The sequence below is a fragment of the Paraburkholderia haematera genome, assembly GCF_905220975.1.
GTDB classification, from domain to species: Bacteria; Pseudomonadota; Gammaproteobacteria; order Burkholderiales; family Burkholderiaceae; genus Paraburkholderia; species Paraburkholderia haematera.
Genome location: NZ_CAJNBK010000002.1, coordinates 306,293 through 323,130, shown reverse-complemented (window position 1 = coordinate 323,130; position 16,838 = coordinate 306,293). Strand labels below are relative to the sequence as shown.

General features: G+C 62.4%; 11 protein-coding genes. 3 read left to right on the top strand and 8 right to left on the bottom strand.

Annotated features, from left to right (window positions below):
• Positions 1–235: 235 nt before the first annotated feature.
• Positions 236–1,012 (top strand): exodeoxyribonuclease III, encoded by a 777-nt coding sequence (gene xth, locus KHO23_RS05810; RefSeq protein WP_211610083.1) that lies wholly within the window; start codon positions 236–238, stop codon positions 1,010–1,012.
• Between the two features lie 18 nt (positions 1,013–1,030).
• Here the strand turns inward: xth and KHO23_RS05805 are convergent, their stop codons facing one another.
• The 4 genes from KHO23_RS05805 to glnA all read right to left on the bottom strand — a co-directional run bounded on the left by KHO23_RS05805 (position 1,031) and on the right by glnA (position 7,786).
• Positions 1,031–3,250 carry a prolyl oligopeptidase family serine peptidase gene (locus KHO23_RS05805; RefSeq protein WP_211610082.1) on the bottom strand — a complete coding sequence of 740 codons (2,220 nt, stop codon included), beginning with the start codon at positions 3,248–3,250 and terminating at the stop codon, positions 1,031–1,033.
• A 224-nt stretch (positions 3,251–3,474) separates the two neighbouring features.
• Positions 3,475–4,992 carry a nitrogen regulation protein NR(I) gene (ntrC, locus tag KHO23_RS05800; protein ID WP_211610081.1) on the bottom strand — a complete coding sequence of 506 codons (1,518 nt, stop codon included), beginning with the start codon at positions 4,990–4,992 and terminating at the stop codon, positions 3,475–3,477.
• A 35-nt stretch (positions 4,993–5,027) separates the two neighbouring features.
• Positions 5,028–6,170, bottom strand: a complete 1,143-nt coding sequence (gene glnL / locus KHO23_RS05795) for a nitrogen regulation protein NR(II) (RefSeq protein WP_211610080.1) — start codon at positions 6,168–6,170, stop codon at positions 5,028–5,030.
• A 200-nt stretch (positions 6,171–6,370) separates the two neighbouring features.
• Entirely contained in the window at positions 6,371–7,786 is a 1,416-nt protein-coding gene (gene glnA, locus KHO23_RS05790) for a type I glutamate--ammonia ligase (RefSeq protein ID WP_211610079.1), read from the bottom strand.
• A gap of 452 nt (positions 7,787–8,238) precedes the next feature.
• Here glnA and KHO23_RS05785 point away from each other — a divergent pair, with 452 nt between their 5' ends.
• Positions 8,239–8,703 (top strand): rhodanese-like domain-containing protein, encoded by a 465-nt coding sequence (locus KHO23_RS05785; RefSeq protein WP_211610078.1) that lies wholly within the window; start codon positions 8,239–8,241, stop codon positions 8,701–8,703.
• Between the two features lie 332 nt (positions 8,704–9,035).
• Here the strand turns inward: KHO23_RS05785 and KHO23_RS05780 are convergent, their stop codons facing one another.
• From KHO23_RS05780 to KHO23_RS05765, 4 genes are all read right to left on the bottom strand, one after another.
• Positions 9,036–9,866, bottom strand: coding sequence for a competence/damage-inducible protein A (locus tag KHO23_RS05780; RefSeq protein ID WP_211610077.1), 831 nt, complete (start codon positions 9,864–9,866; stop codon positions 9,036–9,038).
• 30 nt (positions 9,867–9,896) lie between these two features.
• The gene (locus KHO23_RS05775; RefSeq protein WP_211610076.1) at positions 9,897–10,727 is read right to left on the bottom strand and encodes an EI24 domain-containing protein; all 831 of its coding nucleotides are present in this window, start codon (positions 10,725–10,727) and stop codon (positions 9,897–9,899) included.
• Between the two features lie 157 nt (positions 10,728–10,884).
• On the bottom strand, positions 10,885–11,883 hold the full coding sequence (locus KHO23_RS05770) for a sterol desaturase family protein (RefSeq protein ID WP_211610075.1): 999 nt from the start codon (positions 11,881–11,883) through the stop codon (positions 10,885–10,887).
• A 46-nt stretch (positions 11,884–11,929) separates the two neighbouring features.
• Entirely contained in the window at positions 11,930–12,949 is a 1,020-nt protein-coding gene (locus KHO23_RS05765; RefSeq protein ID WP_211610074.1) for a YVTN family beta-propeller repeat protein, read from the bottom strand.
• Positions 12,950–13,567: 618 nt separating this feature from the next.
• Here KHO23_RS05765 and KHO23_RS05760 point away from each other — a divergent pair.
• Complete coding sequence (locus tag KHO23_RS05760) at positions 13,568–16,792, top strand: YadA-like family protein (RefSeq protein WP_211610073.1); 3,225 nt, start codon at positions 13,568–13,570, stop codon at positions 16,790–16,792.
• Positions 16,793–16,838 lie beyond the last annotated feature (46 nt).

The following is a 16,838-nucleotide window of genomic DNA, read 5'->3' as shown; positions in this document are numbered from 1 at the left end:
ATGTGATCCCACTATACGCCGGGGCATGGCCGCATCGCGCTTTTATTTTTCACCACCGACAGGGCAATTTTCACCGTCGCCCGTCTCGCGCGATAAGATGCGGGACTATCGGAATCAAGCCGGTCCTGGCAACCCGGATCCGGGTAGCCAGACGGGTTGCCGCGGCAGCGGAATAACGCAGAAACGCGGGGTCAGCACCCCGGATAGCCTTGCCCAGCAAGAATGTGAGAATGCCATGAAAATCGCCACCTGGAACGTCAACTCCCTCAAAGTCCGTCTGCAGCACGTCATCGACTGGCTCGAAACCAGTCACGCGGATGTGCTGTGCCTGCAGGAACTGAAACTGACCGACGACAAATTCCCCCGCGCCGAACTCGAGGCGAAAGGCTACCGGAGCTGGTTCGCCGGCCAGAAGACCTATAACGGCGTCGGCATCCTGGTGCGCGAAGGCCTGAACGTCGACGAAAGCAGCGTCGTGCGCAATATCCCCGGTTTTGAAGACCCGCAGCAACGCGTGGTCGCCGCGACTGTCGAGGGCGTGCGCATCGTCTCCGCGTACTTCCCGAACGGCCAGGCGCCGGGCACCGATAAATTCGCCTACAAGCTGCGCTGGCTCGCCGCACTGCACGACTGGATCGCGAGCGAAATGGCGTTGTATCCGAAGCTCGCGCTGCTCGGCGACTACAACATCGCGCCGGAAGATCGCGACGTGCACGATCCGAAAGCATGGGAAGGCCAGAATCTGGTGTCGCCCGAAGAGCGCGCGGAATTCGTGCGGCTGATTGAACTGGGTCTCGTCGATGCGTTCCGCCAGTTCGAGCAGCCGGAGAAAATCTACTCGTGGTGGGACTACCGGATGATGGCGTTTCGCCGCAATGCGGGGATGCGCATCGACCACATTCTGCTGTCGAAAGCGCTCGCCCCACTCTGCTCGTCGTGCGACATCGACAAGGTGCCGCGCAAGTGGGATCAGCCATCGGACCACACACCGGTCGTCGCGCAGATCGGCTGAACGCGCGACGTGTGAGACTTACGCGGGCCCGTTCAAACAGCGCCACAAGAACTCGAACACCATCGCATCATGCTCGGCCTGCTCCAGCTCATCGGAGCCGCCGTGGCCCCCTTCCGTATTCTCGCGGTACCAGACCCTCTCCGCACCCAGCGCCTGCATGTGTGCGGCCATCTTGCGCGCGTGTCCGGGATGCACGCGGTCGTCCGCGGTCGACGTGGTGAACAGTACGGGCGGATACGCCACATCCGCACACACGCGGTGATACGGCGAGTACGCCGCCAGCACGCGCGCTTCGTCGGGATCGTCCGGATCGCCGTATTCGTCGATCCATGACGCGCCCGCGTGCAGCAGGTGATAGCGGCTCATGTCGAGCAGCGGCACCTCACACACCACGGCGCCGAACAACTCGGGCCGCTGCACCATGCACGCCGCGACCAGCAGGCCGCCATTGCTGCCGCCCTGAATGCCGAGTTGCGCGGCACTGGTCACGCCTGTGCGGATGAGCGCTTCGGCCACCGCGATGAAATCGTCGAACGCGCGCTGCCGGTGCTCGCCCTGCGCCGCCGTATGCCACGCCATGCCGAACTCGCCGCCGCCGCGAATATGCGCCACCACGTACACGCCGCCCCGCGCCAGCCAGCCGATGCCCTGCCCCGTCAGATAACCCGGCAGCAGCGGAATCGCGAAGCCGCCGTAACCGTTCAACAGACACGGGCGTGCCGGCTCGTGCGCTGGTTCATGCGTTCGCTCGTGCGCTCGATCGCGCGTCAGCTGCGCAGCCTGCCCTTGCGCCGCGTCTTGCGTCGCGTCTTGCGTAACACGCGGTCCAATCACCGTGTACGGCACCCGCGTGCCGTCCGCGGACACCGCATGCCCACGCGTCATCGCGAACGGCGCCGCATCGAACTGAGTCGGCCAGCGGTCGAGCAACGCCCAATCGCTCAGGTCGTCCTGGGCAAGATCAGTGAGCCAGTAGGCAGGCGGCTGCAAATAATCGTCGGTATCGACGAACACTTCATCGTTCAGCGTCGGCTCGACCGGTGAGACGTCCGCTTGCACGTCGTCACCCGATGGAAAGAGGCGTTGATGCCAGTGCCAGGTTCGATCGGCCGCTTGCGACGGGGTCCACAGCGAGGTCCTGCTCTGTACATCCTCCAGGTACGACACAATCAGGTGATTGCGCGTGTGGCTCCACTCGCAGGCGGAGGTTTGCGATGTCGGCGTGAAAAGCGGCACCACGTCTCGCTCGCCACGCAGAAACGCGGCTTCACGGATCGCCAACAGCGCGCCACCGGGATAGCGCACACCGTTGCAGTCCCAATCGAGGCGTGGTTCGAGCAGCAGCCAGCCCTGCCAGCCGCCTACCGCGACGTACGACGGCACATCGTACTGCTGCCATGCATTGGCATGGTTGGCCGCATGGGTCACATCGGCGGCATTGGTATCGTCTGAGGTGCCATCGGCGCTATCGAGGTAATACGTATGCGAATCGAAGAAATCGACACTGCTCACCACCGTGTGGCGCTGCTCGACCGGATCGTAGTGCGCCTCCACGCCGATGTCGCCGAACGCGCCCTTGAAGACCACCGGCGCGTCGGCCAGCGCACTGCCCCGTGTCCAGCGCCGCACTTCGCGCGGATAGCCAGAACGCGTCAGCGTCTTGCGGCCGTTGTCCCAGCCGACGTACAGCGTATCCCGGTCGATCCACGAAGCCGTATGCTTGCCGGACTTCGCAATCACGAAACCGTCGTCGACAAAGCGTTGCGCGTCGATATCGAACTCACGCACGACCAGCGCATCCGAGCCGCCGGGCGACAGCGTGATCAGTGCGCGATCGCCGTCCGGATAAAGAATGTCGAGTTCGGCACAGACCCATGGCGTGCCTTCGGCCGCACCCAGCGCGTCGAAGTCGAGCAGGTTCTGCCAGACGGGTGCGCCGCTGCGCCAGGCTGCCCACGTCGTGCGCCGCCAGATGCCCTTGGGATTGCGATCGTCCTGCCACAGATCATAGGCCCAGTCCTTCCACCGATCGGGGATAACCGGACGCTCGCGTGGAAGGTAAGCGTCGGCAAGCCGCCGTTTGAGCGACTCGAATTCCGCGCCGCTGCACCATGCGGCGCGCGTGCGGGTGTTCTGCGCTTCGACCCACGCGAGTGCGTCGGGGTCGTCGAGCGCCTCGAGCGACAGAAAGGGATCGGGGGTAAGCGGCCAGGAGAAAGGAGCGAGAGAAGCGGGCATCGTCGGCTGTCGAATGAAAACAGCGTCGATTATGCCTTGCGCGAGCCCGCGAGCCCGCGAGCCTTCAATGCTCCGTGCCGGAGCGGCTGAAGGTGCCGCCGACGGCGCGGCTTACGGGGCTGTTCAGGAGGCAGCCTGACGGGCGGCCTGATGAGTGCGCTGATGAGTGCCCTGGACAACTGCCGGAGCGGCTGGCACGCCCGCCCCGGCTGACCCTGCAACCCTCAAGGCTCGAGATCGAGTTCCTGAATCTTGCGCGTGATCGTATTGCGGCCAATGCCGAGGCGCTCCGCCGCCTCCACCTTGCGTCCGCGCGTGAAATCCAGCGCTTCGCGAATCACCGCGGCTTCGAAACGGCGTGCGAGTTCGTCCATGACGTCGGCTGCATTCTCGCGCAACATCCGCGCGACTTCGGTGCGCAAGCCGCCTTCCCACGCACTCACGGTGGCCGCTGCCGGCATGCCGGCAGCGGAAGCCGGATGCGTGGCGGCGCCAGTGCCGTTGATCGGCACGCCGCCGGCAAGTCCTGCTTCACCCGTGCCGATCACGCCGCCGCCACCGCCCGCGAGATCGGTCGCACCTGCTTGCGCGGGACCCAGATCGGGCGGCAAGTCCTTGATCTCGATGGTCTGCGCCGGCGCCATCACCGTGAGCCAGTTGGCGAGATTCTCCAGTTGGCGCACATTGCCCGGAAACGGCAGCGAGGCCAGATAAGCGAGCGCATCTTCCGACACACGCTTCGGCTCCACACCCAGATCGCGCGCACTCTTTTGCAGGAAGTGGCGAGTGAGCAGCGGAATGTCTTCGCTGCGCTCGCGCAGGGCCGGCAGGCGCAAGCGGATCACATTGAGCCGGTGATACAAGTCCTCGCGGAACAGACCCTGACGCACGCGCGATTCGAGGTTCTGGTGCGTCGCCGCGATCACGCGCACGTTGGCGCGCAACGGATTGTGGCCGCCGACGCGATAGAACTGCCCGTCCGAGAGCACGCGCAACAGGCGTGTCTGCAGATCGAACGGCATGTCGCCGATTTCGTCGAGGAACAGCGTGCCGTTCTCGGCCTGCTCGAAGCGCCCCTGGCGCATGGCCTGCGCACCGGTGAACGCGCCGCGCTCGTGACCGAACAGTTCGGACTCCAGCAGATCCTTCGGAATCGCCGCCGTGTTCAGCGCGATGAAGGGACCGTTCGCGCGTGGGCTATGTCGGTGCAACGCACGCGCGACCAGTTCCTTCCCGGTGCCTGATTCGCCGGTAATGAGCACGGTGGCCGCGGAATGAGACAGCCGGCCGATCGCGCGAAACATGTCCTGCATTGCCGGCGCCTGGCCGAGCATCTCCGGTGCTTCAGCGACGCGGTCGTCCCACGTCTGTTCGCCACGCATGCTCTCGTCGACCGCGCGGCGGATCAACTCGACCGCCTTGTCGACGTCGAACGGTTTGGCGAGGTATTCGAAAGCACCGCCCTGGAATGCGGCGACCGCGCTGTCCAGGTCCGAGAACGCCGTCATGATGATGACGGGCAAGCCCGGCACCTTGTCACGGACGGTTTGCAGCAATTCGAGGCCGGAGCCGCCAGGCATCCTGATGTCGGACACCAGCACCTGAGGGCTGTCGTGATCGAGCGCCGCGGAAGCCTCGCGCACGTTCGCGAAGCTGCGTGTCGCGAAGTTTTCGCGAGCAAGCGCTTTTTCAAGCACCCAGCGAATCGATTGATCGTCGTCTACTATCCAGATCGGCTTCATATAGGTCGGTCAGAAGTCTTCAATTACGTTTGGTGTTAGCAGTCGAGCGGCAGCAGAATCTGAAACTCGGTATGGCCCGGCCGGCTTTCCACTTCGATCAGACCGTCGTGCTGCTGCACGAAGGTCTGCGCGAGCGTCAGGCCGAGACCGCTGCCGTCTTCGCGCCCCGACACAAGCGGATAGAAAATTCGGTCACGGATGTCCTCGGGAATGCCTGGGCCGTTGTCAACGATATGCAAGTCCAGTGCCAGCTTACATAAGCGTTTCGACACGGTGATCTTGCGCGCAATGCGAGTGCGCAATTCGATGCGCGCGTCGCCTTGCGAGATGCGTTCGCGCAAGGCTTCCGCAGCATTGCGCACGATGTTCAGAAGCGCCTGAATCAGTTGCTCCTTGTCGCCGCGCAGGTCCGGCACGCTCACGTCGTAGTCGCGCTCGATCGTGAGGCCGCGCGGAAACTCCGCGAGAATCACCTGACGCACACGCTCACATACTTCGTGAATATTCACGTCGCCGACGATATGCGGATGACGGTGCGGCTCCAGCAAGCGATCGACCAACGTCTGCAGCCGGTCCGATTCCTTGATGATGACCTGCGTGTACTCGCGCAACTCGTCGCGTTGACGCTCGCCGAGTTCGAACTCGAGCAGTTGCGCCGCGCCGCGAATCCCGCCGAGCGGGTTCTTGATCTCGTGCGCGAGATTCCTGATCAGTTGTTTGTTGACCGCCGTGAGGTCGTTGATGCGCTCCTCACGGTCGGAGCGTAAATGCCGTTCGTTCTCGAACAGTTCGAGCAGCACGTAGTCCTGCACGCTCTCCAGAAAACCGACGATCGCGTGCACATGCAGCGGCTCGTGGCCCGGACGCTCGAGGACGGCGTCCAGATGCGTCGCGTGAAAACGGTGAGCAGCGATCGCGGAGATGGTCGCGACCAGTTCGTCGGCATTCGAGAAAATGTCCTGCCATGCCATCTGCGTCAGTTGCTTGCGCGACAGCTCAAGCATCGATTCCGCCGACGGGTTCGCGAACACCACGCGCAGCGTGCGCTTGTCGAGCACCAGCACGACCGTCGGCAATGCCTCGAAGCCCGGCAGCAAACCGGAACTCACCAGCTGAGCGTCGTCCGACAGCGTCTGCTCGTGTCCTTTTCTTGCCTTCATCAGATTCTTCAGAACCATCTTGCAGTCTGGCCGATAGGAGATGGTGATAAATCAGGTGTACCGCTTGTTGCACTGCTTCAATGCCATCGCGCCGCAAACGGTGCGAGTGGACTCGTTCGGGTCCAACAAAAAAGGGACGGCGCCGCCGTCCCTTCGTGACCGATCGCGAGCGTCGGGCAAAGCGCTTCGCCGTTTGAAGGGCGAAGCACCATGGCCGCTTACAGCGAGTAGTACATTTCGAATTCGATCGGGTGCACCGACTGACGATAGCGTTGCAGCTCGCCCGTCTTCAGTTCGATGTACGCGTCGAGCATCGAATCCGTGAACACGCCACCGCGCGTCAGGAACTCGCGATCCGCGTCGAGTGCGTCCAGCGCCTGGTCGAGGCCGGCACACACGGTCGGGATCTTTGCATCCTCTTCCGGCGGCAGGTCGTACAGGTTCTTGTCGGCAGCTTCGCCCGGGTGAATCTTGTTCTGCACGCCGTCCAGACCCGCCATCATCAGCGCGGAGAAGCACAGGTACGGATTCGCCATCGGATCCGGGAAACGCGTTTCGATGCGGCGGCCCTTCGGGTTCGACACGTGCGGAATGCGGATCGATGCCGAACGGTTGCGAGCCGAGTAAGCCAGCTTCACCGGTGCTTCGAAGTGCGGCACGAGGCGCTTGTACGAGTTCGTCGACGGGTTCGTGATCGCGTTCAGCGCGCGAGCATGCTTGATGATGCCGCCGATGTAGAACAGCGCGAATTCCGACAGACCTGCGTAACCGTTGCCTGCGAACAGGTTCGTGCCGTCTTTCCAGATCGACTGGTGAACGTGCATGCCCGAACCGTTATCGCCAACCACCGGCTTCGGCATGAACGTAGCCGTCTTGCCGTACGTATGCGCGACGTTGTGGATGATGTACTTCATTTGCTGCAGCCAGTCGGCGCGTTGCACCAGCGTCGAGAACTTCGTGCCGATTTCGTTCTGGCCCTGGCCCGCGACTTCGTGGTGATGCACTTCGACCGGGATGCCGATCTGTTCGAGCAGCAGACACATTTCCGAACGGATGTCCTGGAACGTGTCGACCGGAGCGACCGGGAAATAGCCGCCCTTCGTGCCCGGACGGTGGCCGGTGTTGCCGCCTTCGAATTCCTTCGACGACGACCACGGTGCTTCTTCCGAACCGATCTTGATGAAGCAGCCCGACTGATCCGTGTTCCACTGGACCGAATCGAAAATGAAGAATTCCGGTTCCGGACCGAAGAATGCCGTATCGCCGAGGCCCGTGCTCTTCAGGTAGGCTTCAGCGCGCTTTGCGAGCGAACGCGGGTCGCGCTCGTAACCCTTGCCGTCAGCCGGTTCGACGACGTCGCAGGTCAAGACGAGGGTGGATTCTTCGTAGAACGGGTCGATGAAGGCCGTGTTTGCGTCCGGGATCAGCAACATGTCCGATGCTTCGATGCCCTTCCAGCCGGCAATCGACGAACCGTCAAACGCATGGCCGCTTTCGAACTTGTCTTCATCGAATGCCGACACCGGCACCGAAACGTGTTGCTCTTTGCCGCGCGTGTCGGTGAAACGGAAGTCGACAAACTTGACGTCTTCGTCTTTGACGAGTTGAATGACGTCGGCCACGGATTTACTCATAACCTATCTCCTGATTAACGAATTCGGCGGATTCAGCCGCCGCCCAATCTAGCTGACCCGTCCCGGCGCGTCCACCCCTCTATCGTTGAGGATGAACATAAAAGCCTGCTGGAACAAATCGATCGGCACCAATAAAGCAGCTTCCGTGCCACGTATGCGCCAACCCGGCGCAAAACCACACTGCGCGCGCGTTTGCGGGGAATGGGCGCACCGAACCGCATGCAGCCCCTAAAACTTTGTGCCACATAACGCACCGGGTTAGTGCATTCATAAAATCAGCAACGGAAGACGTCTCTATTTTGGTGCATACGTGGAAATATGCACCACAATCAAGCACGCGTCCTCCTGATTTTTCATGAGCTCCCCTGCCTCGCGCTCACGGAACGCCGCCGCTGAACCGCCTGCGCGGCGCGCGCTAGAATATTCATTTGGTCCGAAGGAGGTTTGCGCTCATGAGCACGCTCGAACAGTTGTACGCCCAGGCGGACAAGCGCCGCACCGAGAACCAGTTGCCCTATGCGGGCGCGGTATCGCCCGCCGAGGCGTTCGAACTGCTGCAACTCGATCCGCGCACGCGTCTTGTCGACGTGCGCACCCGTGCCGAACTCGACTGGGTCGGCCGGCCGGTTATCGGCGACGGGCAATACGTGCATCTGGAATGGACGCGCTATCCGGGCGCTGTGCCGAACCAGGAATTCCTTCAGCAACTGAGCCAGGCTGCCTCGCCCGATACGCCGGTGCTGTTTTTGTGCCGCAGCGCCGCGCGCTCGAAGCTGGCTGCGATCGCCGCCACCCAGGCGGGCTACACCAAGGCGTACGACCTCCTGGAAGGCTTTGAAGGCGATAAGGACGGCCAGGGGCATCGGAAGACAGTGACGGGCTGGTGCTTTCGCGGGTTGCCGTGGATCGGCGCCTGATTGCTGGCCGGCTGCCTGGTTGGCCGTTCGATCGGCAGCGTGGCTCGCTACCCGGTCGATGCTGACTGCTTCAGCGGCACCTGTGTGCCGGGTACCGCGGCTGGCACGGTGCGGCGATTAGCGTTCGCCGGCCGCGCGCACAAGCCGACACATGCGGGCACCTGATGCTGCTTTCGCAGGTTAGACGGGGCAATTAGACGCATCGTCGGCGCTGCATGTGACAGGCCGATGATGCGTTGATTCTTAATTCGGGCGTGGGCGTGAACGCACCCGAACATCGATTTGCTGTATGCGGTGGCTGAACCGCGACGCCACCAGGGTCCAATCGCGGCTCAACTGCGCGGCTTGGCCACAGTTGCCTCAGGCTCGACAATATCGCCGCCCAACAGATGCACCCCTTCGCGCAGCTTCACGAAGGCCGCCGCGACGGCTTCCGGTTCGCCCTTCACACCGAGATCGATGTGATGCCGCGCATACACGCCGCCGCGCTCCGCATCCCCCACGCTCGGCAGGCTGAACACCCGCACGCCCGGAAAATCGTGCTCGATTTTTTCCATCAACGGCGTCACGCGTGACTCAGGCAACTCGAAGACCAGCAATGACTTTTCTGCATGCGGCATGGCGTGATGCAGGTGCGCGTACTGCGTATCCAGCACCCACTCGATCATCGGCCAGGCCATCACCGGGAAACCCGGCACGAAGTGATGCTGGTTGATCGAGAAGCCCGGAATCTTGTTGTAGCCGTTCGGAATGATCGACGCGCCCTGCGGATACGTGCCCATATTCAGACGGTGCCGGTTTTCAGGCGAGTCCAGATCGAGCGGCGTAGCCGAGTTCGCCGGATACATATCGCGGATCCGCTCCTGAATCAGCTTCGCGGCTTCCGGATGCAGTTCAAGCGGCACGCCGAGCGCGGCTGCCGCGCACTGACGGGTGTGGTCGTCCGGCGTGGCGCCGATGCCGCCCGTGGAAAACACAATGTCACCCGATGCGAACGTGCGCTGCAGCGTTGCCGTGATGCGTGCCGGTTCGTCGCCGATATATTCCGCCCAGCCGAGCGACAGCCCGCGCGCGCCCAGCAATTCGATGACCTTCGGCAGATGCTTGTCGACGCGTCTGCCCGACAGGATTTCGTCGCCGATGATGATGACGCCAAATGCCATTGCCGCCTCTTTCGCCTAGTCAATAATTCATCAATAAGGAACCGGCGCCGCGTGCCGCGGGCCGTGCTCTTCAGCGCGCATACGTTGCAGCGCGCGCAGACAGTAGAAGCCGAACCACAGCGCGGAGAACACGAGGATGAACGCGTAGATCCAGATGGTCACCGCCGTGATTACCGGGAACAGCACGATCAGCCAGACCGACGACGCCCACAACAGCGTAGGCAGCGACCCCAGCAGTCCGCTCGCGATGCCGATCAACAGCAGCGGCAACCGGAAGCGCCGCACCAGCGCACGCCGCTCGTCACGCGTGGCATGCAGCGCGAGTGCGTCGTAACTCATCACGCGATACGTCAGCCAGCCCCACAGGAGCGGTGGAATCAGCGCGAAGAACGGCGGCACCAGCCAGAGCGGCAACGTGACGATCAGCAACACGAGACAGACCAGCGTCGTCCACAACGCCTGACCGAGGCTACCGTACCACGTTCCGCCGTGGCGCATTTCAAGGCCGGAAAATTGCCGTGCCGACAAAAAACGGATCACCGCAGGCATCGACAGCGTGGCGATCAACAGCAACACCGTGACGACGATCAACGGAATCGCCATCGCAATCACAATGAACGGCGCAATCGCCGCATGCAGCGCCGAAAAACCGAGCCAGTCGAACAGACGATAGAGCGTGGTCGTAAACGACCAGCTTTCGAGCCACGTGCGGGTGGCGCCGATCAGCGTCTGCCAGGAAAACCAAAGGATCACGCCCCACCCGACCGTTGCCGCCAGAAACGGCAGGAAAGTCAGCCAGAGCATGCGCGGGTGGAGTGCGCTTGCGAGCGCGCGTCCAAACGAGCGCAACAGATCATTCATGCGAGCCAGTGCCGGTGAACGAAACGATGGAATAAGAAGGATCGCGTGCCCCACCCGCCACGAGGCCAAGGTGGTGCGCGCAAACGTGAACAGGATAAACCACGTGACGCGCCGCGGGGAAAACTGGCGGCGTGAGAGAAAGTGAGAGAAAGGATGCTCAAACCGGAGCGGCGTCGCTGCCCTCGGTGCGACGCTTTGGCGAAAGTCGCCCGGCAATACGCACGAAAGCGAGCCAGTGCTGCGCCCAGAAGCCGTCACCGTAGCGCCGGCCTTCGAGCTGGTCGCGGATACCGGTCGGCTCCATCTCCCGGCTCCACGATACGCTGCGAAACAGCATGTCCCACCACGGGAACAGCACGCCGAAATTGCAACCGTACTTCAGGCCCTCGTGGCCGTAGCCGATCGCATGGTGACGGCGGTGGAATGTCGGGCTGACCAGCAGGCGCTCGCCAAGCCAGCCGAAGTACAGACGAATGTTCGCGTGCTGCACGCTCTGCGCGAGGTTCGTGATTGCCACCAGCACGACGAATTGCGACGGCGGGACGCCGATCACCAGCGCAATTACCGCGAAAAACGACGCTTGCAGCAGATCGTCGAGCAGATGGTTACGGTCGTCGGACCAAAGCGACATCTGCTGCTGACTGTGATGCACCGCGTGCAATTCCCACCATACGCCGAACCGATGCTCCCAGCGGTGATACCAGTAACCGGCGAAATCGAGCACGAGCAGATACATCACGAACGTGACGAGCGGCTGCGTGGTGACGCCCGGCCACAGATTATCGAATTCGATATTCGCGATGTTGTGCAGCCTCAGCCAGGCTTGCACGTTGTCGAAGAACGGCTGCAGCGCGAAAAAGAAGAACAGGTTGAGAATGCCAAGCTTGGCAATCCACGTGTAAATCACGTCGACGCGCACCGCCTTGCGGTTTTCCCACTGCTCCACTGGACGGAGCGCCTCGAGCGGGCGCAGGATCGCGTACATCGCCAGCACCTCGAAGACGCCGACAATCACCCAATACAGGCTGTCGTAAGTGTCCTCGTCATAGCCCATCAGGTCAAAGTGGAACAGCAGCGGCTGCACCACGTTGATGTATAGCAACGTCTGCACCGCCGAGACGAGGTTGCCGAGAGAAGAGAAAATCAGATGGAACATGGTGCTGGCCGGTTACTTCCTTCCTGACGGTTCGCTGATTACGGGATCAAGCGCCGTTCGGCGCCGTGACCGGCGCGCGATTGAAGAAATAGATACCGTGCGGCGAGCGGCCGACGGCAATCGTCTGGATCAGCTTACGCGTGTTCAGGTCGATGATGCCGACATGCTTCGCGAAGCGGAACGTAACCCACAGATAGCGCTTGTCCGCGGAAAGTTCCATGTCGTCCGGCCCGGGCATCAAGCCGGTGATGTCGCCGACGTTCGTGAGCGTGTCTTCGTCGATGATGCTGATCGTGCTTGCGACGCGGTTCGAGACCACCACATGCTTGCCGTCAGCCAGCGAACGGAAATTGTGCGCGCCCTTGCCGGTCTGGATCGTCTTGACGATTTTCTGATTGCGCCAGTCGACCACCGCGACGTAATCCGCCCCAGTCATGCCGATCAGCAGGTACTTTTCGCCCGGTGTCATCCACAGGCCGGCCGGCACCTTGCCGACCTTCATCTTCCACTTGACGGTTTGCGTGGCCAGATCGATCGCGGCCAGTTCGCCCGAGACCTGCAGCGTGACGAAAACCGTCTTGCTGTCATTGGTGAACGCCATGTGGCTCGGCATCACCGCGAGCGGCAGACGCGAGGCCAGCGTCATCTGGTTCTTCTGGCTGTCGTAGTGATAGATGTCGAGGCGGTCCAGACGCAGCCCGGTGGTGACGAGCCACTTGCGGTCCGGCGAAAAGCCGATCTGGTACGGATCCTCAATGTTCTCGACCCAGCGCTGAACCTGGCCCGACTTCGGATCGACGAACATCAGGTTGTTCGACACCGAATTCGCGACGATCAGCGACGAATTGTCGGGCGTGGCCATCAGGTGATGCGGTTCCTTGCCCGTGGGCACCGTGCCGACGACCTGGCGGGTCGTTTCGTCGATCAGGCTCAGCGTGGCTTCGCCGGAATTAAGCACGATCACGTTGTTGGCGTGGGCCGCCGGAGAAAACAAGCCTGCGGCGGCGACCAGCGCTGCGCCCGCGGCGAACGTGGCAGTCAAGCCGGGAAGAAAAAATTTACGCATGAAAACTCACTTCGGAGAACAACCGCCATTGTAGAACGTTTGCCGGGGCCAAAGGTTGAGCTAGATGCGGGTGCGACGCGCGGAAAAGCGGAAACCAGGCGGGATGCGAGTAAGGCGCTGTCGGCGAATCCCGCTATACCGCCGATATAACGGCGATTCCGCGTAGGAAAATCCCTATCTGATTTGCAAAATTCCATTATTTTAATAAAAGCGACGGATTATTACATTCTTATGCTTTCGAATTTCACATAAGACAAACCAAGACGATTCCTTATTTTTCTTTACTTTATACATCTGCGTGACAATTAATCAAAATAAATGACATTCAATTATTTATTTTGAATCGTTTAGGAATTGGCTTATTCCGCCTCTCCCACACCACACCTGACAATCCCGCCGATCATCGCCCATGCACTTAATCCTGTGGACTTAATGGTGTGACGCAGGCGATTCGGACGCGCGAAAAATTCAGCAGGACACGAAAAAACAGACGACGGAGAAACCGCGGTCTATATGTTCTTATTTTGTGCGCGACATATCAGGGCGATGACGCCTTATCCGAATCCGCTTACTTTCACGCGCCGTCCACGCACGTAATACCGCGGAGTTTCAGAAAATATGAATAAGATTTACAAATCGGTTTGGTGTGAAGCGACGGGAACGTGGGTAGCCACGTCGGAAACGGCGCGGTCGAAGACGAAACGGGGAACGGCGCGCAAGCTGGCTCTCGTGCAGGCCGTGTTGGCGGGGGCCGCATTGGTAGGAGGAATGCAGGCGGCAAATGCGGCTGGCACCGCGGCCGTAACCTATTTCGACGCCAGCGCCGCGGATCCTACTGTCGACCGCAATGCGTCGGCTTCCGGCAAGGCGGCGGTTGCCGCAGGCGCAAATGCGCTGGCAAATTCGGCCGGCTCCACCGCCATTGGTAACGCGGCGTGGTCTTTGAACCTATACGGTACGGCGGTCGGCGACAAGGCCACAGCGTCAGCGGACGGTGCCACGGCGATCGGCGCTGCTACAACCGCCGGCGGTATCAATTCAGTTGCGATTGGCTATAGCGCGGCCGCGACGTCGGACAACAGCGTCGCCCTCGGCGCAAATTCGACCACGACCGCTGACCTGAGCCAGCAAGCGCAAGATTTCGGCGCGCTCCCCTCAGCGATTGCAGGCTCCGCTCCAGCAGGTGAAGTATCGGTAGGCTCCGCCGGCCAGGAGCGACGCGTGACGAACGTCGCCGCCGGCGCTGCAGACACGGACGCGGTTAACGTGAGCCAGTTGAAAGCCGTCGACAGCAAGATCGCCACGGCCACCGCGAATAGCGTCCAGTACGACGCAACGCCCGCCGACAAGAGCAGCGTTACGCTTGCCGGTCCGGCGTCGGCGGACGGTGGCGTAACGGGCGGCACAACGATCAGCAATGTGCACCAAGGCGCGGTATCCGCCACCAGCACCGACGCGATCAACGGCGCGCAGCTCTACGCGATCGCCGGCGACACGAGCGACGCCTACATCCAGCAGAACGGCAGCGGCGTCAAATACGTTCGCACCAACGACAAAGGGTTGACGCCAGACGACGCCCACGCCACCGCCACCGGCGCTTCTGCACTCGGCTATAACGCGCAGGCGAGCGGCGTGAACTCAGTCGCTCTAGGCTATGGTGCTAAAGCAGAAACGGACGGATCCGTTGCGCTCGGCCAAAATTCACTGGCTGACCGCGCTGGCACAGTATCTGTAGGCTCCGCCGGCAATGAACGCCAGATCACCAATGTCAAAGCCGGTGTCGAGGCTACCGACGCAGTCAACGTCAGTCAATTGAATGCGGTCAGCGCGAACGCCTCGCGCTACTTCAAGGCGACCGGCATTCCCGGCAGCGGCGACGACGCTATTGCCACCGGCGACCACTCGGTTGCAATCGGCAGCGGTGCGGACGCTTCGGGCAACGCCTCATTCGCCGCCGGCACGAACTCGTGGACGAAGGGCGATTTCACCACTGCTGTTGGTACCCTCGCAACAGCGGAAGGCGACAACTCGACCGCGCTCGGCTACAAGGCAACCGCCAGCGCGGCCGGTTCCGTCGCACTCGGCCAGGGCTCGATTGCCGACCGCGTCAATACCGTCTCGGTTGGCTCGGCAGGTAGTGAACGGCAGATCACGAATGTCGCGGCAGGAACCGAAGCGACCGACGCCGTCAACCTGAGCCAATTGCAAGCCGCCACTGCGGACGCCTCGCGCTACTTCAAGGCAAACGGCATTCCCGGCAGCGGCGACGACGCTATTGCCACCGGCGACCACTCCGTCGCAATCGGCAGCGGTGCGGACGCTTCGGGCAACGCCTCATTCGCCGCCGGCACGAACTCGTGGACGAAGGGCGATTTCACCACTGCTGTCGGCACCCTCGCCACAGCAGAAGGCGACAACTCGACCGCGCTCGGCTACAAGGCAACCGCCAGCGCGGCCGGTTCCGTCGCACTCGGCCAGGGCTCGATTGCCGACCGCGTCAATACCGTCTCGGTTGGCTCGGCAGGTAGTGAACGGCAGATCACGAATGTCGCGGCAGGAACCGAAGCGACCGACGCCGTCAACCTGAGCCAATTGCAAGCCGCCACTGCGGACGCCTCGCGCTACTTCAAGGCAAACGGCATTCCCGGCAGCGGCGACGACGCAATTGCGTCTGGTGACCACTCCGTCGCAATCGGCAGCGGTGCGGACGCTTCGGGCAACGCCTCATTCGCCGCCGGCACGAACTCGTGGACGACGGGCGATTTCACCACTGCTGTCGGCACCCTCGCCACAGCGGAAGGCGACAACTCGACCGCGCTCGGCTACAAGGCGACCGCTAGCGCGGCCGGTTCCGTCGCACTCGGCCAGGGCTCGATTGCCGACCGCGTCAATACCGTCTCCGTGGGTTCAGCCGGCGCGGAACGCCAGATCACCAACGTCGCAGCCGGCACGGCGGACACCGACGCCGTCAACGTCGCCCAACTGAAGGCGGCAAGCGCGCAAACCGATGCCAAGCTCAACGGCGCGGTGATGTACGACACGAACGCCGACGGCACGGTCAACAAGAACAGCGTGACTCTCGGCGGCGATCCAGCGGCCGGCGGCACCGCGATCCACAACGTCGCCAACGGCGTGGACGTCGGCGACGCTGTCAACGTCGGCCAACTGAACGCGGCCATCGACGGAGTGGTGAACAACGCCGTGGTGAACGCAGCGAATCCGTTCTTCAGCGCTGACGGCGATCGCAATACGGAAGGCGCGGTGTCCTCGGGCACGCACTCGATTGCTTCGGGCGCAAACGCTCAGGCCACCGGCACCAACGCTGTCGCTATCGGTGCGAATTCGGTCGCGAGCGGCAATAACGCCACCGCACTCGGCGCCGCGGCGAACGCCAGCGCGGACAACTCGGTCGCGCTGGGCCAAGGCTCGGTGGCGGACAGAGCGAATACGGTATCGGTGGGTGCAGCAGGTCAGGAGCGCCAGATCACCAACGTCGCAGCCGGTGTGCAAGGCACGGACGCGGTCAACGTCAATCAGATGCAGCAGAGCATGAACGGTGCGGTCGGTCAGGCCAATAGCTACACCGACGACCAGATCCGCTCGGCGCGCCGCGATTCGTACGGCGGCACGGCATCCGCACTGGCGGCCGCAGGCCTGCCGCAAGCGGTCCTTCCGGGTCACGGCATGGTCGCAATTGCCGGCGGCACATACGCTGGTCAATCGGCAATGGCGATCGGCGTGTCGCAGCTGTCGGAAACCGGCAAGTGGGTCTACAAGGTGCAAGGCACCTCCGACTCGCGTGGCCAGTTCGGCGCATCGGTCGGCGCCGGCATGCACTGGTAAGCAAGCCGCTTGAGCGGCTCGACCTGAGCCGCTCACCCTGATGGAT